General features: G+C 70.7%; 30 protein-coding genes. 14 read left to right on the top strand and 16 right to left on the bottom strand.

What is annotated here, in order from left to right; genetic code table 11:
* Positions 1-168: 168 nt before the first annotated feature.
* Genes ACS5Q7_RS16000 through ACS5Q7_RS15990 form a run of 3 tightly spaced genes read left to right on the top strand, consistent with a single transcriptional unit; the run spans position 169 to position 2,122 of the window.
* The gene (locus ACS5Q7_RS16000) at positions 169-477 is read left to right on the top strand and encodes an acyl carrier protein (protein ID WP_238201108.1); all 309 of its coding nucleotides are present in this window, start codon (positions 169-171) and stop codon (positions 475-477) included.
* A 38-nt stretch (positions 478-515) separates the two neighbouring features.
* On the top strand, positions 516-998 hold the full coding sequence (locus ACS5Q7_RS15995) for a 3-hydroxyacyl-ACP dehydratase FabZ family protein (RefSeq protein ID WP_478340292.1): 483 nt from the start codon (positions 516-518) through the stop codon (positions 996-998).
* A complete protein-coding gene (locus ACS5Q7_RS15990) occupies positions 995-2,122 on the top strand; it encodes a beta-ketoacyl-ACP synthase (protein WP_478340291.1) in 1,128 nt (375 codons plus the stop codon). The genes ACS5Q7_RS15995 and ACS5Q7_RS15990 overlap by 4 nt, the downstream gene beginning before the upstream one ends.
* Positions 2,123-2,126: 4 nt before the next feature.
* On the opposite strand, the gene ACS5Q7_RS15985 is transcribed toward ACS5Q7_RS15990, so the two are convergent.
* The 3 genes from ACS5Q7_RS15985 to ACS5Q7_RS15975 are packed head-to-tail and all read right to left on the bottom strand — an operon-like array spanning position 2,127 to position 4,636.
* On the bottom strand, positions 2,127-2,744 hold the full coding sequence (locus ACS5Q7_RS15985) for a Smr/MutS family protein (RefSeq protein WP_478340290.1): 618 nt from the start codon (positions 2,742-2,744) through the stop codon (positions 2,127-2,129).
* On the bottom strand, positions 2,741-3,916 hold the full coding sequence (gene mltA / locus ACS5Q7_RS15980; RefSeq protein WP_478340289.1) for a murein transglycosylase A: 1,176 nt from the start codon (positions 3,914-3,916) through the stop codon (positions 2,741-2,743). The genes ACS5Q7_RS15985 and mltA overlap by 4 nt, the downstream gene beginning before the upstream one ends.
* 12 nt (positions 3,917-3,928) lie before the next feature.
* Entirely contained in the window at positions 3,929-4,636 is a 708-nt protein-coding gene (locus ACS5Q7_RS15975) for a Tim44/TimA family putative adaptor protein (protein WP_478340288.1), read from the bottom strand.
* Positions 4,637-4,945: 309 nt separating this feature from the next.
* Here ACS5Q7_RS15975 and secB point away from each other — a divergent pair, with 309 nt between their 5' ends.
* Positions 4,946-5,443 (top strand): protein-export chaperone SecB, encoded by a 498-nt coding sequence (gene secB / locus ACS5Q7_RS15970; protein WP_478340287.1) that lies wholly within the window; start codon positions 4,946-4,948, stop codon positions 5,441-5,443.
* A 4-nt stretch (positions 5,444-5,447) separates the two neighbouring features.
* On the opposite strand, the gene ACS5Q7_RS15965 is transcribed toward secB, so the two are convergent.
* Positions 5,448-6,335, bottom strand: coding sequence for a LysR family transcriptional regulator (locus ACS5Q7_RS15965; protein ID WP_478340286.1), 888 nt, complete (start codon positions 6,333-6,335; stop codon positions 5,448-5,450).
* Positions 6,336-6,430: 95 nt separating this feature from the next.
* Here ACS5Q7_RS15965 and ACS5Q7_RS15960 point away from each other — a divergent pair, with 95 nt between their 5' ends.
* The 3 genes from ACS5Q7_RS15960 to ACS5Q7_RS15950 all read left to right on the top strand — a co-directional run bounded on the left by ACS5Q7_RS15960 (position 6,431) and on the right by ACS5Q7_RS15950 (position 8,700).
* Positions 6,431-7,000 (top strand): DUF4865 family protein, encoded by a 570-nt coding sequence (locus ACS5Q7_RS15960; RefSeq protein ID WP_478340285.1) that lies wholly within the window; start codon positions 6,431-6,433, stop codon positions 6,998-7,000.
* A gap of 10 nt (positions 7,001-7,010) precedes the next feature.
* Positions 7,011-7,406, top strand: coding sequence for a tautomerase family protein (locus tag ACS5Q7_RS15955; RefSeq protein ID WP_478340284.1), 396 nt, complete (start codon positions 7,011-7,013; stop codon positions 7,404-7,406).
* Positions 7,407-7,467: 61 nt separating this feature from the next.
* Entirely contained in the window at positions 7,468-8,700 is a 1,233-nt protein-coding gene (locus tag ACS5Q7_RS15950) for an MFS transporter (RefSeq protein WP_478340283.1), read from the top strand.
* A 159-nt stretch (positions 8,701-8,859) separates the two neighbouring features.
* Here ACS5Q7_RS15950 and ACS5Q7_RS15945 read toward each other — a convergent pair whose 3' ends face one another.
* The 8 genes from ACS5Q7_RS15945 to ACS5Q7_RS15910 all read right to left on the bottom strand — a co-directional run bounded on the left by ACS5Q7_RS15945 (position 8,860) and on the right by ACS5Q7_RS15910 (position 16,845).
* On the bottom strand, positions 8,860-9,735 hold the full coding sequence (locus tag ACS5Q7_RS15945; protein ID WP_243953679.1) for an RNA polymerase factor sigma-32: 876 nt from the start codon (positions 9,733-9,735) through the stop codon (positions 8,860-8,862).
* A 326-nt stretch (positions 9,736-10,061) separates the two neighbouring features.
* On the bottom strand, positions 10,062-10,664 hold the full coding sequence (locus tag ACS5Q7_RS15940; RefSeq protein ID WP_478340282.1) for a CarD family transcriptional regulator: 603 nt from the start codon (positions 10,662-10,664) through the stop codon (positions 10,062-10,064).
* 458 nt (positions 10,665-11,122) lie between these two features.
* Entirely contained in the window at positions 11,123-11,461 is a 339-nt protein-coding gene (gene fdxA / locus ACS5Q7_RS15935; protein WP_478340281.1) for a ferredoxin FdxA, read from the bottom strand.
* A gap of 187 nt (positions 11,462-11,648) precedes the next feature.
* On the bottom strand, positions 11,649-11,924 hold the full coding sequence (locus tag ACS5Q7_RS15930; protein WP_478340280.1) for an RNA-binding S4 domain-containing protein: 276 nt from the start codon (positions 11,922-11,924) through the stop codon (positions 11,649-11,651).
* Positions 11,925-11,939: 15 nt separating this feature from the next.
* Positions 11,940-15,209, bottom strand: coding sequence for a helicase-related protein (locus tag ACS5Q7_RS15925; RefSeq protein WP_478340279.1), 3,270 nt, complete (start codon positions 15,207-15,209; stop codon positions 11,940-11,942).
* A 96-nt stretch (positions 15,210-15,305) separates the two neighbouring features.
* A complete protein-coding gene (locus ACS5Q7_RS15920; RefSeq protein WP_478340278.1) occupies positions 15,306-15,578 on the bottom strand; it encodes a hypothetical protein in 273 nt (90 codons plus the stop codon).
* Positions 15,579-15,589: 11 nt separating this feature from the next.
* Positions 15,590-15,880 (bottom strand): DUF1330 domain-containing protein, encoded by a 291-nt coding sequence (locus ACS5Q7_RS15915; RefSeq protein ID WP_243953674.1) that lies wholly within the window; start codon positions 15,878-15,880, stop codon positions 15,590-15,592.
* Between the two features lie 65 nt (positions 15,881-15,945).
* The gene (locus tag ACS5Q7_RS15910; protein ID WP_478340277.1) at positions 15,946-16,845 is read right to left on the bottom strand and encodes a DUF3108 domain-containing protein; all 900 of its coding nucleotides are present in this window, start codon (positions 16,843-16,845) and stop codon (positions 15,946-15,948) included.
* Between the two features lie 260 nt (positions 16,846-17,105).
* Here ACS5Q7_RS15910 and rpmB point away from each other — a divergent pair, with 260 nt between their 5' ends.
* Positions 17,106-17,405 carry a 50S ribosomal protein L28 gene (gene rpmB / locus ACS5Q7_RS15905; RefSeq protein WP_243953673.1) on the top strand — a complete coding sequence of 100 codons (300 nt, stop codon included), beginning with the start codon at positions 17,106-17,108 and terminating at the stop codon, positions 17,403-17,405.
* Positions 17,406-17,480: 75 nt separating this feature from the next.
* Positions 17,481-17,954, top strand: a complete 474-nt coding sequence (locus ACS5Q7_RS15900) for a nuclear transport factor 2 family protein (protein WP_478340276.1) — start codon at positions 17,481-17,483, stop codon at positions 17,952-17,954.
* 147 nt (positions 17,955-18,101) lie between these two features.
* Here the strand turns inward: ACS5Q7_RS15900 and cobT are convergent, their stop codons facing one another.
* From cobT to ACS5Q7_RS15880, 4 genes are all read right to left on the bottom strand, one after another.
* Positions 18,102-20,012, bottom strand: a complete 1,911-nt coding sequence (cobT, locus tag ACS5Q7_RS15895; RefSeq protein ID WP_478340275.1) for a cobaltochelatase subunit CobT — start codon at positions 20,010-20,012, stop codon at positions 18,102-18,104.
* A 7-nt stretch (positions 20,013-20,019) separates the two neighbouring features.
* A complete protein-coding gene (locus tag ACS5Q7_RS15890; RefSeq protein ID WP_478340274.1) occupies positions 20,020-20,529 on the bottom strand; it encodes a DUF29 domain-containing protein in 510 nt (169 codons plus the stop codon).
* 3 nt (positions 20,530-20,532) lie between these two features.
* Entirely contained in the window at positions 20,533-21,516 is a 984-nt protein-coding gene (cobS, locus tag ACS5Q7_RS15885; protein WP_478340273.1) for a cobaltochelatase subunit CobS, read from the bottom strand.
* Positions 21,517-21,704: 188 nt separating this feature from the next.
* Positions 21,705-22,328, bottom strand: coding sequence for a J domain-containing protein (locus ACS5Q7_RS15880; RefSeq protein ID WP_478340272.1), 624 nt, complete (start codon positions 22,326-22,328; stop codon positions 21,705-21,707).
* A gap of 103 nt (positions 22,329-22,431) precedes the next feature.
* Here ACS5Q7_RS15880 and ACS5Q7_RS15875 point away from each other — a divergent pair, with 103 nt between their 5' ends.
* From ACS5Q7_RS15875 to ACS5Q7_RS15855, 5 genes are all read left to right on the top strand, one after another.
* The gene (locus ACS5Q7_RS15875; protein ID WP_478340271.1) at positions 22,432-22,710 is read left to right on the top strand and encodes a BolA family protein; all 279 of its coding nucleotides are present in this window, start codon (positions 22,432-22,434) and stop codon (positions 22,708-22,710) included.
* Between the two features lie 17 nt (positions 22,711-22,727).
* Entirely contained in the window at positions 22,728-23,147 is a 420-nt protein-coding gene (arfB, locus tag ACS5Q7_RS15870) for an alternative ribosome rescue aminoacyl-tRNA hydrolase ArfB (RefSeq protein ID WP_478340270.1), read from the top strand.
* Positions 23,148-23,222: 75 nt separating this feature from the next.
* A complete protein-coding gene (gene mutM / locus ACS5Q7_RS15865; RefSeq protein ID WP_478340269.1) occupies positions 23,223-24,167 on the top strand; it encodes a bifunctional DNA-formamidopyrimidine glycosylase/DNA-(apurinic or apyrimidinic site) lyase in 945 nt (314 codons plus the stop codon).
* 87 nt (positions 24,168-24,254) lie between these two features.
* A complete protein-coding gene (gene mltG, locus ACS5Q7_RS15860; protein WP_478340268.1) occupies positions 24,255-25,673 on the top strand; it encodes an endolytic transglycosylase MltG in 1,419 nt (472 codons plus the stop codon).
* A 69-nt stretch (positions 25,674-25,742) separates the two neighbouring features.
* Complete coding sequence (locus ACS5Q7_RS15855; RefSeq protein ID WP_478340267.1) at positions 25,743-26,621, top strand: YicC/YloC family endoribonuclease; 879 nt, start codon at positions 25,743-25,745, stop codon at positions 26,619-26,621.
* The last annotated feature ends 2 nt before the right edge of the window (positions 26,622-26,623 follow it).

Genomic DNA, 26,623 nt, shown 5'->3' with positions numbered 1-26,623 from the left:
CGAACCCCTCGTGTAGAGGTCCGCCCATCCGTCGGCGCCGTGCGGAGGGACCGGGATTCCGGCCCCGCCGTGCGCGCCTCATGGCAGCGAGGGATGGGACGCCGGTCACACGGCGCGAGGGGGCTCCCGCCGCCGAACCGGAATCCGTTCCAGAGCCCACGAGAAGACATGTCCGACGATCCCGCCACCGGCAGCGCGACCTTCCAGCGCGTGGCCGACATCATTGCCGAGACGGCCGACATCGAGCGGGACAAGATCACTCCCGAGAGCCACGCCATCGACGACCTCGGCATCGACAGCCTCGCCTTCCTCGACATCGCCTTCGCGGTCGACAAGGCCTTCGGCATCAAGCTGCCGCTGGAGCGGTGGACGCAGGAGGTCAACGAGGGCAAGGTCCCGGCCGAGCAGTACTTCGTGCTGAAGAACCTCTGCGCCCGGATCGACGCCCTGGTCGCCGAGAAGGCCGCCAAGGCCTGACGGCCTGAGCGCCCCGCCCTCCATGCGCCAAGCTCGCCATGCGTCTTGAATATTTCGAGATGATCGACGCCGTGGTGCGGCTCGACCGTACCGCCGGCACCATCGAGGCCCTGGCGAAGGTGCCGGACGCGAGCCCGGTCTTCGAGGGGCATTTCCCCGGCCACCCCCTGGTGCCGGGCGTGCTCCTGACCGAGACCATGGCCCAGGCCTCGGGCTACCTGATCCTCGCCCATCTCGGATTCGCGCGGATGCCGTTCCTGACCGGCGTGGACAAGGCGCGGTTCCGCAGCTTCGTCGGCCCCGGCGCGGCGCTGACCGTGACGGCCAAGCTCGAACACGACGGCTCGGGCTACGCGGTGACGAAGGCGGCGATCACCCACGAGGGCAAGGCCCTCTGCGACGCGGAGCTGCGGTTCCGCACCATGCCCTTCCCGGACGGTCTCGACGCGCCGATGCGCGACCGCGCCAGGACCCTCGGCCTCCTCGATCTCGCCGGGATCGGTGACGGAACCCACACATGACACGTCCGGTCGTCGTCACGGGCATCGGCCTCGTCTCCTGCGCGGGCGAGGGTGAGGCCGCGCATCTCGCGGCGCTGGAGGGCGGCAGCCCGCCGCGCACCGACGCGGAGAGCTTCGCGCCCTACCCGGTCCATCCGGCCCCCGCCATCGCCTGGGACCGGCAGATCCCGAAGAAGAGCGACCAGCGCCAGATGGAGGCGTGGCAGCGCCTCGGCGTCTACGCCGCCGGCCTCGCCCTCGACGCGGCCGGGGTGAAGGAGGACGCCGCCTTCAAGCAGGCGCTGCACCTCGTCGTGGCGGCGGGCGGCGGCGAGCGCGACTACGCGGCCGACGGCGCGATCCTCACCGGCCTGCGCGACGCGGCCGATCCGGGGGCCTTCCTCAACGAGCGCCTGCAGAACGACCTGCGGCCGACCCTGTTCCTGGCGCAGCTCTCGAACCTGCTGGCCGGCAACATCGCCATCGTCCACGGCGTCACCGGAGCCTCGCGCACCTTCATGGGCGAGGAGGCGGCGGGCGTCGATGCCCTGCGCATCGCCCAGGCGCGGATCGCCTCCGGCCAGAACGAGGCGATGCTGGTCGGCGGCTCCTACAGCGCCGAGCGGCCGGATGCGCTCCTCGTCCATGCCATGGGCGGCTTCGCCAAGCAGGGCGATTACGCGCCGGTCCTCGACCGCGCGGCGCCGGGCGGCTTCATCCTGGCGAGTTGCGCCGCCTTCCTGATGCTCGAATCCGCCGTGCACGCGCAGGCGCGCGGTGCCACGGCCCTGGCGCGCCTCGCCCCGGTGGCGAGCAGCCGTTGCCGCCGCGAGCCAGGGGCCGTCGCGCAGGCCCTCGCCGCCCGCTGGAACGAGGCCGTGCCCGCCGCGCCCGACACGGTGATCTCCGGCGCCACCGGCGTCGCGCCGATCACGGCTGAGGAACGCGAGACGCTGGGCCGGCTGGCCCCCGACGCGCGCATCCATCCCCTCGGCGACCTGATCGGCCACGGGCTCGAAGTCGCCGCCCCGTTCGGCGCGGCGCTGGCGGCGGCGCTGATCGCGGACGGCCGGGCGGGCGACGTCGCCGTCACGACGGTGGGTCATCGTCGCGGCGAGGGCGTGATGCGGCTCACGCGGGCCTGAGGCCCTACCGCCGCCGCAGCCGGATATAGAGGGCGCCACCGCCGCCATGGTGACGGGCGGCCTCCTCGAAGCCCAGGACGATGCCGCGCAATTCCGGCGCGCGCAGCCAGTGCGGCACGTTCCGACGCAGCACGCCGCGCTCGCGGTATGGGTCGGCATAGGTCTCCCCGCCCTTGCCGGTGACGACAAGGACGTAGCCGTGCCCGGCCGCCCGCGCCCGCAGCAGGAAGCCGGTGAGCGCCGCATGAGCCTCCGCCTGCACCATGCCGTGCAGGTCGAGCCGGGCCTCGATGGGCTGGCGCCCGCGCTTCAGGGCGATCCGCGCCTGCCGTTCGAGCCCCGCGTTGGGCGTCGGGTTCTGCGGCGGCGCCTGATACGGCGCGGCGGTGGCCGCGCGGGGCGGCGGGGCCACGAATTTCGGCGGGGCCTTGGCGGGCGCCCCCTTGAAGGGCGTCGCCTGGGGGCCGGGCAGACGCTCCGGCATCGTGATGGAGGGCGCGGGGATCGGGTCCTCGGCCTGCGGGACCGGGCGGCCCTGCAACGGCGTGAAGCGTTTGGCGACTTCGCGCCAGAGGCGGCTGTCGCCGGAGGAGAGGCCGCGCTGGCGGCGCGGCGTCTTCACGATCCGCCTCCGTGGCGGGGCAGCAGGACCACGAACCCGACCGGATCGCGCAGGTTGCCGGCGGCAACGCCCGCGTCCGCGCCGCTGCCGACGAACAGGTCGCCCCGCGCCGGCCCGACGATGGCCGAGCCGGTATCGGCGGCGATGGTGAGGCGACCGCGCTCGCCCGGCCCCGCGCCGGGCAGGCGCCCCTCCAGCCAGAACGGCAGCCCGTAGCGCCACAGCGTGCCGTCGACGGCAAGGCCGATGCCCGGCGAAAGCGGCGCGTTCGCAGCCCCCGGCGGCCCGAGTTCGGGCGCCTCGACCTCCGCGAGGCGGAAGAAGATGTAAGAGGCGTTCCGGCGGATCAGCCGCTTGGCGTCGTCCGGGTGATCGCGCAGCCAGCCCGTCCAGCGGGCGAGTGTCAGCCCTTCGAGGGGCAGGTGCCCCTCCTGCACGATGAGCTTGCCCACCGCCGTGTAGGCGCGGCCGTTGCGCCCGTCATAGAGCGCCCGCACCACCCGCCCGTCAGGCAGGCGGATCCGGCCCGAGCCCTGGACCTGGAGCACGAGGAGATCGACGGTGTCGCGCAGCCACAGGAGCGGCCGTGCCCGTTCGCCCAGCGCGCCATCCTCGATGGCGGCGCGGTCGGGATAGGGCGTGAACCCCGCCGCCGTGGCGCGGGCGGTGCGGAGCGCCGGATCGAGGCCGGGCCGCGTCTCGCCGGGGCCGAGGCTCACGAGATCGTCGGGCCGGGCGAGGATCGGCGCGGCGTAACCCGGCGCCGACGTGAGGGAGCCCGGCAGTTCCGGCTCGAAATAGCCGGTGAGGAACCCCGGCTTCCCGTCCGGCCGCACGACGCGATAGGCGGCGAAGGAGCGGCGGAAGAAGTCGGCCGCGCCCCGTGGCGGCACGCTGAGCGCCTTCGCGCAGGCGGCGATGAGATCCACGACATTCCCGGCGACGCCGCCCGGTTGCGGCGGCGCCGGCATCGGCGCGGCGCAGACACGGCGGAAGGCGGCGAGCGCCCCGGCCGGATCCGGCCCCGGGAAACCCGGCAGGTCGGCGAGGGCGACGGGTTCGAGACGCGCGCCCCCGACCTCGGCGGGCGCCGAGACGGCGGACCCCGCCAGCAGCAGGGCCGCCGCTAGGGTGAGGAGAGCGGATCCGAGGCAGGCACGCGGAGGTCGCACGTCACGAGGCGGTCAGGCGCCGGCCTCGGTGGCGACGAGTTGCCAGTTCGGATCGCGCGAGCCGAGGGTGCGCGCGAAGGTCCAGACGTCCGGCACTTCGACCACGGTCTCCGCGCTGCCGTCCACGACCTTGCCGTCGGCGTTGCGGGTGGCGGTGATGAGGTTCGAGAGGAAGCGCACGGTGATGTGGGCGACACGGTTGCGCACGTCCACGGCGACGATCTCGGTCCGGTCGATGGAGACGAAGGTCGTCTCCAGGGTCTGGCGGTTGCGCTCGCGTTCGACGATAGCGCGCTCGAACGCCTCGCCGACCTCCTTCGAGAGCAGCGAGCGCAGGGTCTTCCGGTCGCCCTTGGCGAAGGCGATCATGATCGACTCGTAGGCGACCTTGGCGCCCTCGATGAAGGAGCGCGGCTCGAAATTGGGCTCGAGCTGCACCACGGCCTCCAGGCCGCGCGCCACCTCAGAGCCCGGCTCGGCGATGCCGCGCCAGTCGCGCGGGGCAGCGGCCGGACTGGGCTGGGGCACGCGGTCGACGCCCGGCAGGCGCACGACGTTGTCGCCGCCCCGGTTCTGCGGCTCCGTGCGGCTACGCTCGACAGGCTTGAAGGGCGAGCGCTCGGCGCCGGTCTTCTGGCCGAGCACCGACCGCAACCGCCAGATGACGAACACGGCCAGCGCCAGGAAGATGATCGTCGTTAAGTCGAAACCGTCCTGCATCACCGATCCGATTGCGGCCGTCCGCGCGTCTGTAGCCCCGCGCGTCTGGGCCCTGTCGTAGCCCGTCGTTCCCACACCCTTATCTGACCAACGCGCGCGGATCGAGCCGGTTGTGCGGTCAGCCCTCATCGAGATGCGACCAAGCCGCACGATCAGCGGTTGAAATAGTGCCGAAACTCCCGTTGCGGTGTCGCTTGTCGGTTCCCTGCGGGCGTGATAGCCGCGCCGAGGTCTGGGCTCTTCGCGAGCCCGTGCCAAAATATATCTCCGCCGTCCATGCCGGACGCCAGATCGAGAAGGATAAATCCGATGGCCGATTCCCCGGCAGTCAACGGCGATGGCGGCGGCATGCCGCAGGGCGCTCCCACCATCAACGCCCTGGCGCAGTACGTGAAGGACCTGTCCTTCGAGAACCCGCACGCCCCGCGCTCCCTTCAGCCGAAGGACGGCGCCTCGCCGCAGATCAACATCCAGGTGAACGTCAACGCCTCGCAGCTCAGCGAGACGGATTTCGAGGTCGAGCTGATCCTCGAAGGCGACGCCAAGATGGACAACGAGGTGCTGTTCGCCTTCGACGTGAAGTATGCCGGCATCTTCCGCATGCTGAACATCCCGGAGGATCAGATGCATCCGGCCGTGATGATCGAGTGCCCGCGCCTGCTCTTCCCGTTCGGCCGGCAGATCGTGGCCGAGTCGGTGCGCAACGGCGGCTTTCCGCCCCTCTACATCGATCCGATCGATTTCGTCGGCCTCTACCGTCAGAAGATGATGGAGCAGCAGGGCGCCACGGGTCCCCTCGCCTCCTGATGGGTCACGGCGCGCCCGGGCCGCGATAGGCGGCCGCCAGGGCGCGCAACGCGTCCGCCGCCGCCCCCCGCAGGGGGCGCGCGTGCAGGACGATCCGCGTGAGCGGCAGTTCGGGCAGGCCGAGGCGCTGTCCGGACTCCACCGCCCCGGGGGGCGCCGTGCCCGGCGCGAGGGCCGCCACGGCCAAGCCGGCTGCCACGGCGGCGCCGACCGCCGCGACGCCCCCACCGACGAACACCTCCCGCCAGGGCAGCGCCGCCGCGTCGAGGGTGACTTCCGCCACCGCCCGGACATTGCAGGGCTTCGCCAGGGTCGCGACCGGCAGGGGTCGCCCCGCCTCGGGCGCCCAGACGAAGGACGGGGCGGCGTACCAGCCGAGCCTCTCCACGGCGAGCACCACGCCGTGATCCTGGCCCTCATCCGGCTCCGCCCCATCCGCGCGCACCAGCACCGCATCGAAACGGCCCGCCAGGAAGGCCGCGACCAAGTCGCGGGACGGCAGGATCGCCACCTCCGGCACGAGCCCGGTGCCGTCGAGACCCAGCCGGGCAAGGCGATCCGGCAGGCCCGGCCCCGCCACATGTTCGCTGATACCGAGGCTGAGGCGCGGCGGCGGCATATCGGCCAGATCCGCGAGGGCGCGGGAATGCGCTTCGAGGAGGCGTCGCGCTGCGGGGAGAAACCGCGCCCCCCGGGGCGTGGGTGCCACATGGCGGGGCGTGCGATCCACGAGGCGGACGGCAAGGCGGTCCTCCAGGCGTTTCACGCGGAGGCTGACGCCGGCCTGCGACGTCCCCAGGGATTCGGCGGCCCGTGTGAAGCTCGCCAGATCGATCACCCGCACGAAAGCGCGCACCCCATCGAGATCGAGGCTGGATTCCGGCTCCGGCATCATCATAGCGATCCGTTATGAGAGATATCTATTCGAATATATTTCTCTAATCGCCGATCATTGCAATCCTGTCCTCGCACCCCTCGGAGGACAGGATGATTCTCGCCCGGTACCGCCACCGCCTGCCTGCGGATTACGACCTCGGCCTCATCCGCGCGCGCATCGCCGCCCGCGGCCCCACCTGGGACGCCGCGCCCGGCCTGATCTTCAAGGCGTTCACCCTCGAAGACCGGAGCCGTGGTGCATCCGAGAACGCCTACAGCTCCTTCTACCTCTGGCGCGACGCGGGCGCGGCGGCGGCGTTCTTCGCGGGTTCCGGCTTCGCCGCCGTCCTGCAGGCCTTCGGCCGCCCGCGCACCGACCTGTGGCTGCCCTTCGCCATCCAGACCGGACCCGCCGCCCAAGCGCGTAGCCTCGCCATCACTCACCGGTCCCTCTCACCGGAGGCCGATCTCGGCGCCGAACGTCGCGAGGACGCCGCGTGGGGCGCCTCCCTCCGCGCGGAGCCGGACGTCCTCGCCGTGCTGTGCGGGCTCGATCCCACGTCGTGGCGCGTGACGCGCTTCGTCCTGCGCGCAGGCGAGCCGGCGGCCGGCGACGGCGAGATCCTGCACCTTGCCTCCCCCGGCCTCGCGGACCTGCGCGACGCCACGTCTCGCCTCTGAGGAGATCCCGATGCCCCTGACCCGCATTTCCCTGCGCGCCGGCAAGAGCCCGGACTACCGCGCCGCCCTGATCCGTGGCGTCTACACCGCCATGCGCGAGACCTTCGCCGTGCCGGAGGACGACCTTTTCGCCACCGTGCACGAGCATGACGCGGCCGGCTTCGCCTATGGACGAACCTATCTGGGCATCCCGCGCGACGACGACCTCGTGCTGATCCAGATCACCGCCAACGCCACCCGGACCACCGTCCAGAAGCGGGCGCTCTACCGCGCCATCGCCGGCAACCTCGCCGCCGATCCCGGTGTTCGCCCCGGAAACGTCTTCATCAACCTCGTCGAGGTTGCCCCGGAGAACTGGTCGTTCGGCGAGGGCGCCATGCAGTACGGTCCGCCGGAGACGACATGAGGGAGCTTGACCGCACCGTCGGCGCAGCCCATGCGGGCGGCCCCCACGGTATCCGGACAGCATGCCCCCCACCGCGCACCTTTCCCTGATCAACCTCTTCATCGGCGACATCCAGGGGGGGCTCGGGCCGTTCCTCGGAACATGGCTGGCGCAATCCGCCCAGTGGAGCCCGGCGCGGGTCGGGTTCGTCATCACCCTGGTCGGATTCTGCACGCTGTTCCTGAGCGGACCCTTCGGGGCCCTGGTGGACCGCGTGCCCAAGCCCCGGTTGCTGATCGCCGGGGCCTGCACCGCGATCCTGGCCGGCACGCTGCTCCTGCTGCCGGCCCGCGGCTTCTTCGCCGTCTTCACCGCGCAACTCCTGGCGGCGGCGGGCGGCACGCTGCTCCTGCCCGCCGTGGCGGCGCTGACGCTGGGCATCGTCGGCAAGGACGGATTCCCGAGGCAGCAGGGCCGGAACCAGGCCTTCAACCATGTCGGCATCCTCGTGGCGGCGGGCGTCATCAGCCTCGGCGCCCCCTTCGGCCCGGCCACGGCCTTCTACGTGCTCGGCTTCATGGCGCTCGCCGCCATCGTCGCGACGGTGACCACACCGGCCGATGCCTGGAACCGCCGCCGGGCGGTGGGCTGGAAGGAGGACGACGAGGACGAGCCCGAACGCTCCGGCATCCGGCAGGTGCTCGGCAACCGCCGGCTCCTGGTGCTCACCGTGGCGCTCACCCTGTTCAACCTCGGCAATGGTGGGATGCTGACCCTGCTCGGGCAGAAGCTCGTCGCGACGTCTGGCGACGCGACGGTCTGGACCGCCCGCTACGTGATGGTGGCCCAGCTCGTCATGGTGCCGGTCGCCCTGTTCGCGGGGTCGCTGGCCGACCGGCGGGGGCGGCGGCTCCTGCTGATGGTCGCCTTCGCCGTGCTGCCCCTGCGGGCGCTGTTGTCCGGCCTGATCGACGATCCCTGGTGGCTCATCGGCGCGGAGGTGCTCGACGGTATCGCCTCGGGCATCGTCGGCGTCGCGGTGCCGGTGGTGGTGGCCGACCTCACCTGGGGGTCCGGCCGCACCCAGACGGCGCTCGGCAGCGTCAACGCGGTGCAGGGCGTCGGCGGCGCCCTGTCGGGCTGGTACGGCGGCCTCGCCTATGGCTGGTTCGGCTGGGCGGGCGCCTTCTTCGCCCTCGGCGTGCCGGCCCTCTTCGCCCTCGGCCTCGTGATCTGGCTCGACGCGACGCCGGAGCCCGGCCGCCGCCGCAAGCGCCGGGAGCGGCGCGCCTCCCACCAGAACCAGCCGGCCTGACATGACGAAGCCCGGCCTCGTGCATCGATCCAGACGAAGGCGTCAGCCGTGTCTGGAAAAATTGATGCAAAAACAAGGAGCTAGGGCAGAGGCGCACGAACGGAGTGAGTGCGTCGCTGCACTAGGGGCCGGGCCTTCTGGTTCGCGTCGCGCGTGGGATCAGCCGACGTAGGGGCTGCCGGTCTCGGCGGGGAAGCGGTCGGCCAGCGCGCGGCGGAGCTTCTCCAGGGCGCGGTTCTCGATCTGGCGCACGCGCTCCTTCGAGATGCCGAGGCGCTGGCCCAACGCCTCCAGCGTCGCCTGATCCTCGGCGAGGCGACGCTCCCGCAGGATGCGCAGCTCGCGCTCCGACAGGACGCCCAGGGCCTGCTGCAGCCAGCCGAGGCGGCGCTCGCCGTCCACGGCCGCGCCCACGGTCTCGTCGGGAAGGGCCGCGCCGTCCACGAGGAAGTCCATCCGCTCCGAGGCCGCGTCGCCATCCTCGCCCACGGGGGCGTTGAGCGACATGTCCGGTCCCGAGAGCCGGGCATCCATCAGGGCCACGTCGTCCCGCGAGACGCCGATGGCACTGGCGATGCGGCGATGGATTTCGTCGCCGACATGCTCCTCGGTGGATTGCATGAGCCGGGCGCGCAGCCGGCGCAGGTTGAAGAACAGGGCCTTCTGCGCCGAGGACGTCCCCCCGCGCACGATCGACCAGTTGCGCAGGATGTAATCCTGGATCGAGGCCCGGATCCACCACGTCGCGTAGGTGGAGAAGCGCACTTCCCGCTCCGGCTCGAAGCGCGCCGCCGCCTCCATCAGGCCGACATGCCCCTCCTGAACGAGGTCGGCCATCGGCAGCCCATAATGACGAAAGCGCCCCGCCAGGGCGATGACGAGACGCATATGGGCCGAGATCAGACGGTGAAGGGCGCGCTCATCGCGCCGGTCCTTCCAGCGGACGGCAAGGTCGCGCTCCTCTTCGCGGGCGAGGAAGGGCGCCTCCATCGCAGTCCGGATGAATTGTCGACGAATTCCCGCGATTTCCGCCATCCCGCCTGCCTCTCTAAGACCGAGTGCTTGTGCGGCACCGGTCCCATAGCCCGGCGCGCGAGGCGACCCTTCGAGCGACGCCAAGCGACCAACAACGGGAGCGCAAACGCGAAAGTTCCGCGCCCACATCCCTTAAAGATGCCTGGCCGGACAAGAATCGTGTTCAACTTTCCGAAAGATGGGTCGGCCCGCGCCGCTTTCCAGAGTCGAACGACAAGTCCAGGGGGAAAAGTGACGCGGTTTACGATTTCCAATACGCGCAACGAAAAAGCCCGGCCGTGACGGCCGGGCTTTTCCTGAACTCAACCAGAAGGTGAAGCGACCTCTCAGGCCGCCTCCTCCTGCAGATCGTCGCCTTCGGCTTCGCTCTCACCCTCGGACTCCGCCTCGGCCTCGGCCTTGGCCCGACGCGGCGACTTGGCGAGGCTCTGCTCGATGAGCTTCAGCGCCTCTGTCTCGGTGATGCGGTTCACCGAGGAGATCTCCCGCACGATCCGGTCGAGGGCCGCCTCATAGAGCTGGCGCTCGCTGTAGGATTGCTCGGGCTGGGCCTCGGAGCGGAACAGGTCGCGCACCACCTCGGTGACGGCGAGCAGGTCGCCGGAATTGATCTTGGCCTCGTATTCCTGGGCGCGGCGCGACCACATCGTCCGCTTCACGCGGGCGCGGCCGGTCAGCACGTCGAGGGCCTTCTTCACCACCTCCGGCTCGGCGAGCTTGCGCATGCCGACGGAATTGGCCTTCGCGGTCGGCACCCGAAGGACCATCTTGTCCTTCTCGAAGGAGACGACGAACAGCTCAAGCTTGTAGCCAGCGATCTCCTGTTCCTCGATCGCGGTGATCCGACCGACACCGTGGGCCGGGTACACGACGGCCTCGCCGGTCTTGAAGCCTTGCCGGCCTGCGGTCGTCTTCTTGGCTGTGGTCATGCGAGAAGGGCCTCCACTGACGCGCGACGCGTCGAGCGCCCCGCGCGAAAAGCTGTTCCCGGGCGGACGACACCCGGTCGGATCGCAGCTTCCCCGAGCCGACCCCAGAGGATCGGCGCCGAAGCGCTCGCGAAGCCGGGCACGCGACATTGCCTTCCGCCGGGAGAGACCCGGCGGCCGAACACATGCAACCCTAGCGAGGGAAATGCGTTTCGGCGCGGAGTAGGCACGTCTGACGCGAGCGACGGCAGGCGGATTGTGTATCACAATCCGCGCCGGAATCAAAGCTCGCTCGGAGGCACGCCGACGCTCGCAGCGCCTGCGCTCTGGGTTTTACACCGGCACGCCCGCCCGCCTAGGGAGGATGCGCAAGGCAGGTCTTCCTACAGCGCAGGGCCGCTCCGGGATGACGGTGCGGCGACGCTACCGGCCGGGTCGATCACGCCGGTCGGCGGCGCTCAATCGCCCGTGCCTGCGTTCGGGGAGAAGTGCGCTTCCAGCTTGCCCGACACGCCGTCCCATTCCTTCGCGTCGACGGGGGCGTCCTTCTTCTGCGTGATGTTGGGCCAGCTCTTCGCGTAGTCGGCGTTGAGCTTCAGCCACGTCTCGAGGCTGGACTCCGTATCGGGCTTGATCGCCTCGGCCGGGCATTCCGGCTCGCAGACGCCGCAATCGATGCACTCATCGGGATGGATGACGAGCATGTTCTCGCCCTCGTAGAAGCAGTCCACCGGACAGACTTCCACGCAATCCATATACTTGCACTTGATGCAGTTCTCGGTGACGACGTAGGTCATCGGTGTTCAGGTCCTCAGGTCCCGCATCGTCCGGACGGGGCGCACGGCCGGCGCATCCGGGGGCTGCGCTGGCGCGCAGGCGTCGTTAGCGATCATCGTTGGCAAGGGCTCTAGACTCTGCCTCCCCCCCTGACAAGCGCGCCGAAGCCGCGCCGTCGGGAGGAAGACCACCTGTGGCCGGGCGTCATCACTCCGGCCCGCCGGAGATCGCCTCGTAGAGGCCCCTCGCCTCCTCCGCCGGCCCGCGCCGCGTGCCGAGATCGGTGATGCGCACGGCCATGGTGGCGTGCGCCGCCGCGACCGTCACCACATCGCCGAGGCCCAGGGCCTTGGCCGGGTTGTCGCAGCGCGCCCCATTCACCCGGACATGGCCGTCATCGACGAGGCGCGCGGCCAGGGTGCGCGTGCGGGCGAAGCGCGCGAACCACAACCACTTGTCGAGGCGCTGGCGCCCCTCGCGCATCGCGCCTCCCGCCGGTCAGCGCTTGTCGCCGCCGCCCGATTCCAACTGCGCCTTGAGGGCCGCGAGCTTGGCGAAGGGCGAGTCGGGATCGGGAGCGCGCTCGCGCCGGGGCGGACGCTGGTCGGGACGCGGACCCCCGTGGCGCTCCTGCCGCGGATCGTGCCGGCCCTCGCCGCGATGCTCCGGCCGACGGTCGGGACGACCCTCGTCCCGGCGCCGCTCGGGGCGCCCGCCCTCGGGACGGTCGCGCCGCGGTCCGTCGCGCCGGTCGTCGCGACCCTGACCCTCGGCCCGGCGCGGCTGATCGGGAGCACCGGCCTGGGCACCGTCGCGGCGGGCGCCGCGCGGGCGGTTGTTCGGGCGGGCGTTGGCCGGGCGCTGATGCCGCTGAAGCCGCCACACCTCGATCTGGACCACTTCGGCAGGCGCGGCCGGCTCATCAGTGGAAGCCTCTTCCGCCGGAGCGGCGGCCTCTTCGGAGTCCGGCTCCTGAGCCTGACTCGTGGCATCCTCCCCCTCATGCTCAGGTGCCGCGACAGCGGCCTCGGAGGCGGGCTCAGGGGATTGCGGCGCCGCCTGGGTCTCTTCTTCGAGGCCCGCCGAGGCGGGCGCCTCATGATGCGGTTCCGAATGGGATGACGCTGCTTGTTCGGCCGGCTCCTCGGGCGCGGCTTCGACCGGCGGGATTTCCGGGGCGACGGGCGCCTCGGCCTGCGCGATCAAGGGCTCGACCTCCGTCTCGGCGACCAGCTCGTCGGACGGCGCTTCCTCGGTCGCGGGCTCGGCGGCATCCGGCTCGGGAGCGGCGGCGGGCTTGGCCGGCTCGGTCGGGGCGGCTGCGAGCAGCGGCACGGTGATGGCCGGGCCGGGACGCGTCTCGTTGGCGTAGCCGAGCGACTTCAGGATCGAGGCGAAATCCTCGCCCGAGCAGCCGACCAGGGAGGTCATGCCCACGGTCGCCACGAACCCGTCGCCGTCGGCGGTGCCGTCCGGCGCGGCGCCGGGCGTCGTGCCGGGGCGGTAGGCGATGGCCGGGCGGATCAGGTCGGCGAGGCGCTCGAGGATGTCGACACGCACCGCCCGCTCGCCGCAGACGCGGAAGCCGGCCGCCCGGTAGAGACCCTTGGCGATCTCCTTGTCGACCTTGATCGAGGTGCGGCCGGAACCGGCGAGATGGGCGATCTCGTCCAGGCCGCGCTGGTCGAGCCCGCCGTTGCGCAGGGCCCAGAGCTGGGCGGCCAGGGTGCGCGGCGCCGGCTTCAGCAGGGCCGGCAGGAAGATGTGGTAGGCGCCGAAGCGGACCCCGTGGCGTCGGAGCGCCGCGCGACCGTCCTGATCGAGGCTGCGCATCTCGTGCGCCACCTTCGAGCGCTCCAGCACGCCGAGCGATTCGACCACCTGATAGCCGATGCCCTTGGCAAGGCCGGTGAGGTCGGCGGCGGTCTCGATCTCCATGAGCGGGCCGAGGAGGCGCGTCACATGGGCCTTCAGCCACGCATCGAGGCGCGCCTGGACCTTCTCGCGACCCGCCGTGTCGAGGCTGTCGTCGGCCAGGACGCGGATCTGCGGGGCGAACAGCTTGTCGCCGGGCACGAGGCGGCCCACCGGGGCGCCCGTCCAGCGGATCGTGCCGTCATGCGAGAGCACGAGGGTCGCGTCCGCCGTGGCGGCGAAGCGCTCGGCCCGTGATTCGAACTCGCTGGCGAGCGCCTTCTCGGCCGCGCTGCGGAGCGTCTTGGCCTCGTGGCCTTCGGCGCTTGCATCGGGCACGAACAGGAAGCCGTTCAGCTGTCCGACATGCTGACCCTCGACGGTGACATCCCCGTCGGGGGTAATTTGGGCTTCGAGCATCGTGTTCTCTCGTAGGCGTCGCATCAGGACGCTGGTGCGCCGGTCAACGAAGCGGCTCGCAAGGCGTTCGTGGAGGGCGTCCGACAGTCTGTCCTCTACCCGACGCGTTTCGCCCTGCCAATGTTCGGGGTCGCGAAGCCAATCAGGCCTATTCGCGACGAATGTCCAGGTGCGCCCCTGCGCGATCCGCCGGGACAGGGTGTCGATATCCCCATCCGTCCGGTCGATCGAGGCCACGTGCTCGGCGAACCACTGGTCCGGGATGCGCCCGGCCATGCCCTTCATCAGGAAGCGGTAGAGCTGGGCGACGAGGTCCGCGTGAACCTGCGGGTGCACCTTGCGGTAATCGGGCACGCCGCAGACGTCCCAGAGGCGCCGGACGGTGGCGGGGCTACGCGCCATATCGCGGATGTCGTCCTCGCGCATCAGGATTTCCAGCGCCTGCTGGTCCTCGCCCATGGGCGCGCGGGTCAGGCCCGCCTCGCGGGGATGCTCGTCCAGGCTCGTCTGCAGGGCCTCCAGGCTTCCGAAGGACAGGTCCGGGTTGCGCCATTGCAGGATGCGCAGCGGATCGAAATCGTGGTGCTCCAGGCGCTCCACCAGTTCGGCGTCGAAGGGCGGGCATCGGCCCGTCGAGCCGAACGTGCCGTCCGACAGGTGGCGCCCGGCCCGGCCGGCGATCTGGCCCATCTCGGCGGGGGTGAGGCGGCGGAAGCGGGTGCCGTCGTATTTCCAGCTCGCGGCGAAGGCGACGTGGTCCACGTCGAGGTTCAGCCCCATCCCCACCGCGTCGGTGGCGACGAGGTAGTCCACATCGCCGCTCTGGTAGAGCTCCACCTGGGAGTTGCGCGTGCGGGGCGACAGGGCGCCGAGCACCACCGCCGCGCCGCCGCGCTGGCGGCGGATCAACTCGGCGATGGCGTAGACCTCCTCCGCCGAGAAGGCGACGATGGCCGTGCGCCGGGGCAGGCGCGACAACTTCTTCTCGCCCGCGAAGGTCAGTTGCGACAGGCGCGGCCGGGTGGTCGTGTGGACGTTCGGGATCAGGTCCTGCACCAGCGGCAGGATGGTCGAGGAGCCGATCAGCAGCGTCTCCTCCCGGCCGCGCACGTAGAGCAGGCGGTCGGTGAAGACGTGGCCGCGATCCATGTCGGCGGCGAGCTGGATCTCGTCGATGGCCACGAAGGCCACGTCGAGATCGCGCGGCATCGCCTCGATGGTGCAGATCCAGTAGCGCGGCCGGTCCGGCTTGATCTTTTCCTCGCCGGTCACGAGGGCGACCTTCTCGGGGCCGACCTTGGCGACGACGCGCAGGTAGACTTCGCGGGCGAGCAGCCGCAGGGGCAGCCCGATCATCCCGGTCGGGTGCGCGAGCATCCGCTCGATGGCCAGATGCGTCTTGCCGGTATTGGTGGGGCCCAGGACGGCCGTCACGCCGCGGGCACGGGCGTCGCGACGGAGGGAGCGCTGGGTGGGGCGAAGCAGGGCGTCGATGATCGGCTGTTCCTGCGGTCGGGCGACCGGCTGCCCTTAATATGGGACGCTGCGCCCGCCCCTGCCAACCTGCGGCACGATGACGGGGTAGGCGTCGATCCGCACATCCGCCTGCGGGTGCTGCGGCTCGACATCGGCGCAGAGGGTATCCGGCACCGCCGTGATCGGCCCGCGCCGGGGCGGCCGGTGCTCGATCACCTGCGCCGAGGAAAAGGCATCGCCGCCGCAGGGCGAGCCTGCGGTGAGAGGCTGTGCCAGCGCCGGGGCGGCACTCATAAGGGTGACGAGGACGGCGAGGCGCGGCAGCATGGGGGAAGCCTTCAGTCCACGCCCTCGACCAATACCACTTCACCGGTTCCGGCCGGCAGGCGCTTGGCGACGGCGGCTTGGTATTCCGGCGAGTAATAGTAGGTCCGGGCCGCCTCGTAGGATTCGAATTCGAGCACGACGTTGCGCGGGCGGGCCTCGCCTTCGAGGGCCTCGCTGCGGCCACCCCGGACCAGGGGCTTGCAGCCGTAGAGCTTCATCGCCTCGGAGGCCATGGCGGCGTAGTCCTTGTACGCCTCCGGGTCCGTGACCGTCATGCGGACGATGATGTACCCCTTGGCCATGGCGTCTCCTCGGGCGGGCTCGGCCGCCCCATCGGGATAGGGCCGCGCCGCGCCGAAGGGAAGCGTCACTGGCCGGGCAGGCTCGCCTGGGTGAGGGCCGGATCGGCGGCGCGGGCGGCCGTCTCGGTATCGCCCGCCCGCGTCCAGCGGGTCGCCTCGATGATGTTGGTGCCGATCTCGGTGAGCACGGAGATGCGCAGGGGCACGAGGACCTTCGTGCCCTCGACGGGCGCGAGCCACACGGACATCTCGCGGTTGTCCTCCATGAACTTCACCCCCGGCCGGTCGGGCCGGTGGCCGGCGATCGCCCGGTAGCGGGCGTTGCAGACGAGGACCGGGCCGGAATAGCCGGGCTTCTGCACCTCCCGCGTCTCCGCGTAGCTCAGCACCACGTCGAAGCGCGTCGCCCCGTCGAAGAGCGGCAGGGTGCGGTCGCAATTGGCGGGGTCGGTGGCGGCGGCGCCCGCCCGCACCGGCATGACGAGGGCGCTCGCCGGGTCCATGATGCTGCGCTTCATGGCCGCCGTGACCGGCACCCGGTCCTGCATGTCCACGAGCGGAGGGGTGATCTCGGTCTGGACCACGTTGCCGTGGGCCAGCGCCATGCGCACGGCGATGCCGGAACTGGCGGTGCGGGTGGCGATAGAGAACGCGTCCGGCTGCGGGCCGGCGCCCACGCTCCCCGAGGAGCGCGCGGAGCCCTGGCCGCCGGTGATGGCGCCGACGAGGCCGGTGAGCGTCGCGGAGACGTCCATCCGGTACGAATCGCGTTCGAACGCGCCCGCGAGCCGGGCGGTGCCGATCCGCAGGCCCGCCAGCGCGATGGCGTAATCGACGGAGAGGGAGGCTGGGGCGGCGGCGGCCTTCGCCTTGCGGGGCCTCGCCTCCGCCTGCGGGGGAAGCAGCCCCAGGGCGGCGGCGAGGGTCGCCGCCAGGAGGGGTCTGACCGGGATCGTGATACGCATGGTCCGGCTCGAAATCCTGGACCGCGCCGGCCGGGCCGCGCGGAATGGACCTCGGTTATCCCCGCGCCATGGTTAACAGAGGGTTCGGACGGCGGCATCGTCGGTCGAGCCTTGACGGGGCGGCCCTGTGTCGCCTATAGCCCGCGCCTTCAACAGGACTCCGCCGGACCTGGTTTGACGCACGGGCGCGGCCCGCGGCGCAAAGGTTTGCGCAGGCTGCGATCTGGCCCGCGGCGGAACGAAACGGGATTGTTTAAGTCATGGCGCGCCGCTGCGAACTCACCGGCAAGGCTGTTCAGGTCGGCCACCTCGTGAGCCACTCGAACCACAAGACCAAGTGCCGGTTCCTGCCGAACCTGTGCAACGTCACGCTTCAGTCCGATGCCCTCGGCAAGCGTGTGCGGATGCGCATCACCGCCCACGCCCTGCGCACGGTCGAGCACCGCGGCGGGCTCGATGCCTTCCTCGTGAAGGCCTCGGAAGGCGACCTGTCGCAGACCGCCCGTCTCCTCAAGCGCGAGCTGCACAAGAAGCTCGCCGAGGTTCCGGCCGCGGCCTGAGGGTCTTTTCGGATTGATCTGAAAGCGACCGGCGCTCACAAGGCGCCGGTCGCTTTCGTGTGTCCAGGATCAGCCATGTCCGAGAGTCGCCCGCCGCTTCCGCCCTTCACCGCCGAGAGTGCCGCGAAGAAGGTCCGCGCCGCCGAGGATGGCTGGAACGGCCGCAACCCGGAGAAGGTCTCGCTCGCCTACACGGCCGACAGCCGCTGGCGGAACCGCGCGGAGATCTTCTCCGGCCGCGAGGCCATTGTCGCCTTCCTGACCCGCAAGTGGCAGGCCGAGCACGAGTACCGGCTGATCAAGGAGCTGTGGGCGTTCCACGAGAACCGCATCGCCGTGCGATTCGCCTACGAATTCCACGACGGGTCGGGCGCGTGGTTCCGGGCCTACGGCAACGAGAACTGGGAGTTCGACGCCAACGGCCTGATGCAGGCGCGGCACGCCAGCATCAACGACTTGCCGATCCGCGAGGACCAGCGCCTGTTCCACTGGGATCGCTCCGGCCCCCGCCCGGCCGACCATCCGTCGCTGAGCGACCTGGGGCTGTAAACACCTACGTCATAGCGAACGCAGTGAAGCAATCCAGGGATGCGGGCCGTTTCCGGACGTAGCGCTGCCCTGGATTGCTTCGCTTCGCTCGCAATGACGGGGCGGGGGGCGCTCGCACTGACGGCGAAGCAGCGCGGGGTGAGGCGCCTACCGCCGCCCGCCCGCCGCCATCCGCACGGGTTGCCGGATCGGCGCCGGCGCGCCGTCCTCCTCGAACAGCTCGGCGAGCTTCTCCGTCATCGCGCCGCCGAGTTCCTCGGCATCGATGATCGTCACCGCACGACGGTAGTAGCGCGTCACGTCGTGGCCGATGCCGATGGCGAGCAGTTCCACCGGCGAGCGGGTCTCGATGTCCTCGATCATCCAGCGCAGGTGGCGCTCCAGATAGTTGCCGGCGTTGACCGAGAGGGTCGAATCGTCGACCGGGGCACCGTCCGAGATCACCATCAGGATCTTGCGCTGCTCGGGGCGGCCGAGCAGGCGCTTGTGCGCCCAATCCAGCGCCTCGCCGTCGATGTTCTCCTTCAGCAGACCCTCGCGCATCATCAGCCCGAGGTTCTTCCGCGCCCGGCGCCAGGGAGCGTCCGCCGCCTTGTAGACGATGTGGCGCAGGTCGTTCAGGCGACCGGGCGTCGGCGGCTTGCCGGCGGCGAGCCACGATTCGCGGCTCTGGCCGCCCTTCCAGGCCCGGGTGGTGAAGCCCAGGATCTCCACCTTCACGCCGCAGCGTTCCAGCGTCCGCGCCAGGATGTCCGCGCAGGTCGCCGCCACGGTGATCGGGCGCCCGCGCATCGAGCCGGAATTGTCGAGCAGCAGCGTGACGACCGTATCGCGAAAATTCGTGTCCTTCTCCTGCTTGAAGGAAAGGGGCTGGAACGGGTCCGTCACCACGCGAACGAGGCGCGCCGGATCGAGCTGGCCCTCTTCGAGGTCGAAGTCCCAGGCGCGGTTCTGCTGGGCGAGGAGGCGCCGCTGCAGCCGGTTCGCCAGCCGCCCGACGACGCCCTGCAGATGCGAGAGCTGCTTGTCGAGGTAGCTGCGCAGGCGGGCGAGTTCGTCCGCGTCGCACAGGTCCTCGGCGTGGATCACCTCGTCGAATTTCGGGCTGAACACCTTGTATTCGGGGCCGCGCGCCTCGTTCGCCTGACGCGGCGGCGGGCGGGAGCCCTCGGCGGCCTCATCCGATTCGGCATCCTCGGCCTCGTCGGGCAATTCGCCGGAGGGGGCGTCGGCCTGCTCCTGCGCGCCTTCCTCGATGTCGTCGGAGGCTTCCTCCGAGGTCTCGATCTCGGCGCGGTCGCCTTGCGACTTCTCCTCCGAATCGCCCTCGCTCGGGTTCTGCTCGTCGTCCTGGGCGTCGTTCTCGTCGTCGTTCTCGTCGTCCTCCGGGTCGAAGGGCGTCTCGTCCGACATGTCGAGGGAGGTGAGGAGATCGCGGATCGAGCGGGCGAAGGCGCGCTGATCCTCGATGGAGCCGATGAGCCCGTCGAGGTTCGGCCCGGCCTTCTCCTCGATGTGCGAGCGCCACAGGTCCACGATCTTGCTGGCCGCCTCGGGGGGGGCTTGGCCCGTCAGACGCTCGCGCACCATGAGGGCGACCGCGTCCTCCAGGGGCGCGTCCGCCCTGTCGGTGATGGTCTCGTACTTGCCGCCCCGGTGGTAGCGGTCCTCCAGCATCGCGGCGATGTTGCTCGCCACGCCCGACATCCGCCGGGAGCCGATGGCCTCCACGCGGGCCTGTTCCACCGCGTCGTAGACCGCCCGCGCCGGGGCGTTCTCCGGGGCGAAGCGGCGGTGCAGGGACACGTCGTGGCAGCCCAGCCGCAGCGCCATCGCGTCGGCGTTGCCGCGGAGGATCGCCACGTCCCCCGCCGACATCTTCCTCGGCGGCTCGGGCAGGCGGGCCTTGTCGCCCGTCAGCGCCGGCCGGTCGGTGGCGTAGGTGACCTCGATCTCGGCCTTGCGGGCGATGGCGCGCAGGCACCCCGCCACGGAGCGCTTCAGGGGCTCCGCGACAGGCTCGCGCCGCTCGCCGGGCTTGCGGTTGGACAGGGACATGCGGGCTTCAGGTCTTCAAGGAATCGAAATCGAAGGGGCGCTCGAGCAGATCGTCCCAGTCGTATGGACATTCCGACGGAAACTCATCCGGCGAAAGGTGGCATTCGTCCGACGCCCAGTCCCGAGAGACCGGGTAGATGCCGGCCCGTATTTCATCGAGTTGAGATTTCAGACCAGGGTTCTTCTTGAGGATCTTCACGTAACGCCGCCGCTGCTCCCGAATGGAATAGATCCAGCTCGGCGTGCGCTTTTCGGGCTGCTGATCCCACTTGAGCATGTGCATGATGAGGACGCGGAGCGTACTCTCCATCTGACTATATTGCGAGCTTCCCACGTCGCTCAGTTCCTCGGCAATATTGTCGAGGTCGAGCGCGTCAACCCGGCCGGCACGGAGCAAGGCGACCTGCTCGCGTACCCAGGTGTAGAGATCGTCCTCGTAACGGGTGCGGCCCGACTGAGGTGAAGAGTCCTCGCTTCCATCCTGGATCGAAACGGCCTGGCCCAAGAACTCCTCCATCGGCTAGCTCAGGGCGACGTTCATCGCGCTCTCGGGCAGTTCCTTGCCGAAGGCGCGCTGGTAGAATTCCGCGACCAGGGTCCGCTCGAGCTCGTCGCACTTGTTGAGGAAGGTCACGCGGAAGGCGAAGCCGATATCGCGGAAGATGTCGGCGTTCTCCGCCCAGGTGATGACCGTGCGCGGGCTCATGACGGTGGAGAGGTCGCCGTTCATGAAGGCGTTGCGGGTGAGGTCGGCCACGCGCACCATGCGGCTGACGATGTCGCGCCCGCTGTCGCCCTTGTAGTGGGTCGCCTTCGAGAGAACGATGTCCACTTCACGATCATGCGGCAGGTAGTTCAGGGTGGTGACGATGGACCAGCGGTCCATCTGGCCCTGGTTGATCTGCTGCGTGCCGTGATACAGGCCCGACGTGTCGCCAAGGCCGACCGTGTTGGCGGTCGCGAACAGGCGGAAGGCCGGGTGCGGGCGGATGACCCGCTTCTGATCAAGCAGCGTCAGGCGGCCCGAGACTTCCAGCACCCGCTGGATCACGAACATCACGTCAGGGCGGCCGGCATCGTACTCGTCGAACACGAGGGCGACATTGTTCTGCAGCGCCCAGGGCAGGATGCCGTCCTGGAAGGCAGTGACCTGCTTGCCGTCCTTCAGCACGATCGCGTCCTTGCCGACGAGATCGATGCGCGAGACGTGGCTGTCGAGGTTGATGCGGATGCAGGGCCAGTTCAGCCGGGCCGCGACCTGCTCGATATGCGTCGACTTGCCGGTGCCGTGATAGCCCGTGACCATCACGCGGCGGTTGCGCGCGAAGCCGGCCAGGATGGCGAGCGTCGTCTCCCGGTCGAAGATGTAGTCCGGGTCAAGATCGGGCACGTGCTCTTCGGCTTCGGCGAAGGCCGGAACCTTGAGGTCGAGGTCGATGCCGAAGACGTCGCGGACGTTGACGGTGCGATCGGGGAGCCGGGCGGGCGTATCGTCGGAGAGCATTCGGGACCTCTTGGAGCGCGGGGCAGCCCGTGAGGCGGCATCCGCGCGGGAGACGCTGGGAGCGGTTTCCGCAAGACGCGGAACCTTAGACGGCGACGCGGGGACTCGCCACCGGGAGAACGAGACTTCTCATATAGAGCCCACCGGCCTCCGCTTCGAGCGGGGCCACGTGCATCCCTCGTGCCGCCTCAGCACAGGCCGGCGGCGCGCAGCACATCGTGCGCGCGGATGATGTCGCGCAGGCGCTCCTCGAACGAGCGGTCCCCGCCATTGGCGTCCGGGTGGAAGCGCTTCACCAGCGTCTTGTACTGCGCCTTGATCGCGGCGGTGTCGGCGGTGTCGTCGAGGCCCATCACGTCGAGCGCCTTGCGCACGGCGGCCGAGCGGCGGGGCCGCTCCGGCTCCTCCGGCTTGGCGCGCCGGCCCTTCTCGCCCACGCCGTTGGCGCGCAGGATGCCCAGCGGATCGACATAGGCCCAATCGCGGGCCGCCTCCTGCTCGGGCTTGGCATCGGCGGCGCGGTTCACGCCCATCGCCCAGGTGGGGCGGTGCCCGATCAGCGCGTCCTTCTGGTAGGCCTGGACGGCGGCGTCGTTCATGCCGTCGAAGTAATTGTACGAGGCGTTGTAGGCGCGCACGTGGTCCATGCAGAACCGCCAGTACTGGCCCTCCGCCTTGCGGCCCTTCGGCGCGCGGTAGAGCCCTGGGTTCGTGCAGCCCGGGCTCTCGCACGCCGCCTCGGCAGCGGCCTTCGGCTCGTCGCAGGACGGCTTGATGCGGATGCTGTCGAACAGGCGCGAGTTGAGATCCATGACGGGCCGATTATGAGGGGGTGTAACGCCAACACAAGGGCGCTGGGCCTGATGACGCATGCGCGGGATCGGGCTTGACGGGAAAAGCGACGCGGGACGCGAGATGGCCGAAACGCTGCGGGACTGGATCGAGACGAGGCTGCGCGCCGAATTGGCGCCGGCCCACCTCGACGTGATCGACGAATCGCACCTCCATGCCGGCCATTCCGGGGCGAGGCCGGGGGGCGAGACTCACTATAGGTTGGATATCGTATCGGCGGCCTTCGAGGGAAAGAGCCGCGTCGAGCGTCACCGCCTCGTGAACGGGCTCCTCGATCCCGCCTTCGCGCGGGGCCTCCACGCCCTGGCGATGCGCGCGCGCACCCCGACCGAAGCCGCCTGACCCAGGAGGCTCCGGCCGTGACCCTCGTCTGCACGCCGGAGATCGCCATCCCCGACGCGGAACTGCTCGAGAGCTTCGTGCGCGCCTCCGGCCCCGGCGGCCAGAACGTCAACAAGCTCTCGACGGCGGTGCAATTGCGCTTCGACGTGCGCCGCTCCCCTTCCCTGCCCAACGCTGTGGCCATTCGGCTGATGCGGCTCGCCGGGCGGCGCCTCACCGACGACGGGGTGCTCGTCCTCGTGGCGCAGCGCTTCCGCACCCAGGAGCGCAACCGGTCCGATGCCCGCGAGCGCCTCGCGGCCCTCGTCGCGGAGGCCGCCGTGCCGCCGACGCCCCGCCGCCCGACCCGCCCGACGCTGGCTTCGAAGAAGCGCCGGCTGGAGGACAAGACCAAGCGCGGTGCCACCAAGCGCCTGCGCGGCGCGCCGCCGGATTGACCGCGCCCGCGCGGCGCATTGCGGCCCGCCGCCCGGCAGCCGATATCCGGGGCCATCGACACACGACAGGACGACATGCCCGAACTCCCCGAGGTCGAGACCGTGCGCCGGGGCCTGGAGCCCGCCATGGTCGGCGCCCGCTTCAGCCGCGTGACGCTCCGGCGCCCGAACCTGCGCTTCCCCTTCCCCGACCGGTTCGCCGCCCGCCTCGAAGGGCGTGGCGTCACCGCCCTCGCCCGCCGGGCGAAGTACCTGGCCGCGAGCCTCGATTCCGGCGAGACGCTGATCATGCATCTCGGCATGAGCGGGCGCTTCGACGTGGCGATGCCGGACGGAAGCAACCTCTCGCCGGGGGATTTCTATCTCGAGGGCGCGCAGGGCGTGCCGAAGCACGACCATGTGGTGATGGCGATGTCGTCGGGCGCCACGATCACCTACAACGACGCCCGCCGCTTCGGCTTCATGGATCTCGTGCCGAGCGAAACCCTCGACACCTGCCGCCACTTCGCGAAGATGGGCGTCGAGCCCCTGGACGGGCTGACCGGCGCGGTGATCGCGAGCCTGTTCCGGGGCAAGATCACCCCGCTCAAGGCCGCCCTCCTCGATCAGCGGCTCATCGCCGGGCTCGGCAACATCTATGTCTGCGAGGCCCTGCACCGGGCGAAGCTCCACCCGGAGGCGCCCGCCGGCTCCCTCGCCAAGCCGGATGGGCGCCCGACGGCACCGGCCAACGCGCTCGCCCGCGCCATCGTCGCCGTGCTGACCGAGGCGGTGGAGGCGGGCGGCTCGACCCTGCGCGACTACGCCCGCACCGATGGCAGCGCGGGCGGGTTCCAGCACGCCTTCCGGGTCTACGATCGGTTCGGCCTCGCCTGCACCCGTGCGGGTTGTGTCGGGACGGTGGCGCGGCTGGTCCAGGCGGGCCGATCCACCTTTTTCTGCGCCACCTGCCAGCCGGCCAGGGCCGAAGCGCCCCGACCCCGCGCTGCGGAACGGCAATTTCGCCACAAAAACGATTAGGGTCGCGCACACGACGCGACACTCTGATGTGGGCGGCCGACCCCGATTGGTTCGCGGAACGGTTCGGCCGGACCGCCGAGGATCCCGATGTTCTTTCGCCGTTCGAAGATCAAGCCCGGTGAGGGACAGGAGGTGGTCGGCCAGGACGGGCACGACCACGACGGACACGACGACGAAATGCCGTTGCCGCAGCGCCTGTCGCCGCGCTCCCCCAGCGAGGCGATCAAGCCCATCGCGGCGCCGCCGCCGCCGGAGCGTCCGGCGCGCGAGCGCGGCAGCTTCATTGGCCTCGTCAGCGGCCTCCTGACCTTCGCGGTGGCCGCCGCCCTCGCGGCGATGGTCACGCTCACCATCTACCAGCGCAACGTGCAGGAGCCGGGTCCGCTCGCGGCGGACAAGGTGATCGTGATCCCCCGGAGCAGCGGCACGACCGAGATCGCCGAGACCCTGGCGAAGGAGGGCGTGATCCAGCACACCGGGCTGTTCGAATTCGCCGCCCGCTTCGGCGGGCGCCCGCCCCTTCGGGCCGGCGAGTACCTGTTCAAGGCCCATGCCAGCATCGGCGACACCCTCGACACCCTGGCCACCGGCCGGCAGGTCCAGCACGCGATCACCTTCCCCGAGGGCCTGACCTCGGAGCAGATCGTCGCCCGCCTCAACGAGAACGACGTGCTCTCCGGCGAGATCGGCGAGGTGCCGCCGGAGGGCTCCCTCCTGCCGGATACCTACAAGTTCGAGCGGGGCGCCACGCGCCAGCAGATCGTCAACCTGATGAAGACGAAGCAGCGCGAGGTGCTGAACCAGATCTGGCAGCGCCGCAGCGCCGACGTGCCGGTGAAGACCCCGGCCGAACTCGTCACCCTCGCCTCCATCGTCGAGAAGGAGACCGGCCGCGCCGACGAGCGCCCGCGCGTCGCCGCCGTCTTCGCCAACCGCCTCAACAAGCGGATGAGGCTGCAATCGGACCCGACCATCGTCTACGGCCTCGTCGGCGGGCGCGGCACCCTCGGGCGGGGCATCCTGCGCTCGGAGATCGACCGGGCGACGCCCTATAACACCTATGTGATCGAGGGCCTGCCGCCCGGCCCCATCGCCAACCCCGGCAAGGCCGCGCTCGAAGCCGCCGCCAACCCGTCCCGCACGCGCGATCTCTACTTCGTGGCGGACGGCACGGGCGGCCACGCCTTCGCCGAGAGCCTGGATGCGCACCAGCGCAACGTGGCCCGCTGGCGCGCCGTGGAGAAGAGCCGCCAATCCCCGCCCGACGCGGTGGACAAGGCCGATCCGCCCGCCCCCACCGCCGACACGTCGGGCGCGGCGGCCTCCGCGGGCACCAACGCGGCGCTCCTCGATCCCTCGTCGCCGGAGGCCCGCTCGCGCGCCTTCGACGCTTCGGAGGGTACGCGCCTTGACCCCCTCAAGAACCGGACCTACGATCTCGGCTCCCCAAAGAGCATCCCGGTCCTGGCCGAGCCGCCGACCCTGAAGCAGAAGCCGAAGCGGTAGGGCCAAGCCCCCTTTCCCCCGCCGGAATCCGTGCTACAGCCGCCGTCCCTCCGGACGACGGCACCGCCCATGGCCCAGATCGCGAGCATGACGGGATTCGCCCGCGCCGCCGGCACGACGGGCGCGGTCCAATGGGCTTGGGAGGTCCGCAGCGTGAACGGGCGCGGGCTCGACGTGCGGGTCCGGGTGCCCACCGGCTTCGAGGCCGTGGGCGAGACCGCCCGCACCGCCCTGCAGAAAACCCTCTCGCGTGGGCAGATCCAGCTGTCGCTCACGATGACGCGCGGCGAGGGCGCGCCGAAGGTCCGCATCAACGAGGTGCTGCTCGCGAGCCTCGCCCAGGCGGTGGCGCGGGTGCCCCGGCCCGAGGGCGTCGCCCCCGCCACGATGGACGGGCTGCTCGGCATCCGCGGCGTCGTGGAGGCCGAGGAGGAGGCCTCCTCCGACACCGAATCGCTCAACCGCGATCTCACCGACGGGGTGGTCCTCCTGGTCGCCGACCTCGTGGAGGCCCGCCGGGCCGAGGGGCGCCAGCTCGAGGAGATCGTCTCGGCCCAGGTCGCGCGCATCGCCGCCCTGACCCAGGCCGCAGAGGACGAGCCCTCCCGCCACGCCGACGCGGTGCGGGCGCGGCTGAATGCGACGGTGGACGCCCTGTCGAACACCGGCCTCGACCCCGAGCGCCTGCATCAGGAGGCGGTGCTGCTCGCCGCCAAGGCCGACGTGCGCGAGGAGCTGGACCGCCTGCGCGCCCACGGCGCCGCCGCCCGCGACCTGCTCGCGGCGGGCGGACCCATCGGCCGCCGGCTCGATTTCCTGGCCCAGGAATTCGGCCGCGAGGCGAACACGCTCTGCGCCAAGGCCGGCGAGATCGGCCTGTCGCGGATCGGCCTCGACCTGAAGGCCGTGGTCGAACAATTCCGCGAGCAGGTTCAGAATATCGAATAGGC

The sequence above is a fragment of the Methylobacterium sp. Gmos3 genome (assembly GCF_056430985.1).
Note: the sequence above shows the minus strand (reverse complement) of the source record. Positions and strands in the feature narration are given on the sequence as shown.

Coding starts and splice junctions, on each gene's coding strand:
- ACS5Q7_RS16000 (WP_238201108.1), top strand. CDS start 169: ATGTCCGACGATCCCGCCACCGGCAGCGCGACCTTCCAGCGCGTGGCC.
- ACS5Q7_RS15995 (WP_478340292.1), top strand. CDS start 516: ATGCGTCTTGAATATTTCGAGATGATCGACGCCGTGGTGCGGCTCGAC.
- ACS5Q7_RS15990 (WP_478340291.1), top strand. CDS start 995: ATGACACGTCCGGTCGTCGTCACGGGCATCGGCCTCGTCTCCTGCGCG.
- ACS5Q7_RS15975 (WP_478340288.1), bottom strand. CDS start 4,636: ATGCAGGACGGTTTCGACTTAACGACGATCATCTTCCTGGCGCTGGCC.
- secB (WP_478340287.1), top strand. CDS start 4,946: ATGGCCGATTCCCCGGCAGTCAACGGCGATGGCGGCGGCATGCCGCAG.
- ACS5Q7_RS15965 (WP_478340286.1), bottom strand. CDS start 6,335: ATGCCGGAGCCGGAATCCAGCCTCGATCTCGATGGGGTGCGCGCTTTC.
- ACS5Q7_RS15960 (WP_478340285.1), top strand. CDS start 6,431: ATGATTCTCGCCCGGTACCGCCACCGCCTGCCTGCGGATTACGACCTC.
- ACS5Q7_RS15955 (WP_478340284.1), top strand. CDS start 7,011: ATGCCCCTGACCCGCATTTCCCTGCGCGCCGGCAAGAGCCCGGACTAC.
- ACS5Q7_RS15950 (WP_478340283.1), top strand. CDS start 7,468: ATGCCCCCCACCGCGCACCTTTCCCTGATCAACCTCTTCATCGGCGAC.
- ACS5Q7_RS15945 (WP_243953679.1), bottom strand. CDS start 9,735: ATGGCGGAAATCGCGGGAATTCGTCGACAATTCATCCGGACTGCGATG.
- ACS5Q7_RS15940 (WP_478340282.1), bottom strand. CDS start 10,664: ATGACCACAGCCAAGAAGACGACCGCAGGCCGGCAAGGCTTCAAGACC.
- fdxA (WP_478340281.1), bottom strand. CDS start 11,461: ATGACCTACGTCGTCACCGAGAACTGCATCAAGTGCAAGTATATGGAT.
- ACS5Q7_RS15930 (WP_478340280.1), bottom strand. CDS start 11,924: ATGCGCGAGGGGCGCCAGCGCCTCGACAAGTGGTTGTGGTTCGCGCGC.
- ACS5Q7_RS15920 (WP_478340278.1), bottom strand. CDS start 15,578: ATGCTGCCGCGCCTCGCCGTCCTCGTCACCCTTATGAGTGCCGCCCCG.
- ACS5Q7_RS15915 (WP_243953674.1), bottom strand. CDS start 15,880: ATGGCCAAGGGGTACATCATCGTCCGCATGACGGTCACGGACCCGGAG.
- ACS5Q7_RS15910 (WP_478340277.1), bottom strand. CDS start 16,845: ATGCGTATCACGATCCCGGTCAGACCCCTCCTGGCGGCGACCCTCGCC.
- rpmB (WP_243953673.1), top strand. CDS start 17,106: ATGGCGCGCCGCTGCGAACTCACCGGCAAGGCTGTTCAGGTCGGCCAC.
- ACS5Q7_RS15900 (WP_478340276.1), top strand. CDS start 17,481: ATGTCCGAGAGTCGCCCGCCGCTTCCGCCCTTCACCGCCGAGAGTGCC.
- cobT (WP_478340275.1), bottom strand. CDS start 20,012: ATGTCCCTGTCCAACCGCAAGCCCGGCGAGCGGCGCGAGCCTGTCGCG.
- ACS5Q7_RS15890 (WP_478340274.1), bottom strand. CDS start 20,529: ATGGAGGAGTTCTTGGGCCAGGCCGTTTCGATCCAGGATGGAAGCGAG.
- cobS (WP_478340273.1), bottom strand. CDS start 21,516: ATGCTCTCCGACGATACGCCCGCCCGGCTCCCCGATCGCACCGTCAAC.
- ACS5Q7_RS15880 (WP_478340272.1), bottom strand. CDS start 22,328: ATGGATCTCAACTCGCGCCTGTTCGACAGCATCCGCATCAAGCCGTCC.
- ACS5Q7_RS15875 (WP_478340271.1), top strand. CDS start 22,432: ATGGCCGAAACGCTGCGGGACTGGATCGAGACGAGGCTGCGCGCCGAA.
- mutM (WP_478340269.1), top strand. CDS start 23,223: ATGCCCGAACTCCCCGAGGTCGAGACCGTGCGCCGGGGCCTGGAGCCC.
- mltG (WP_478340268.1), top strand. CDS start 24,255: ATGTTCTTTCGCCGTTCGAAGATCAAGCCCGGTGAGGGACAGGAGGTG.
- ACS5Q7_RS15855 (WP_478340267.1), top strand. CDS start 25,743: ATGGCCCAGATCGCGAGCATGACGGGATTCGCCCGCGCCGCCGGCACG.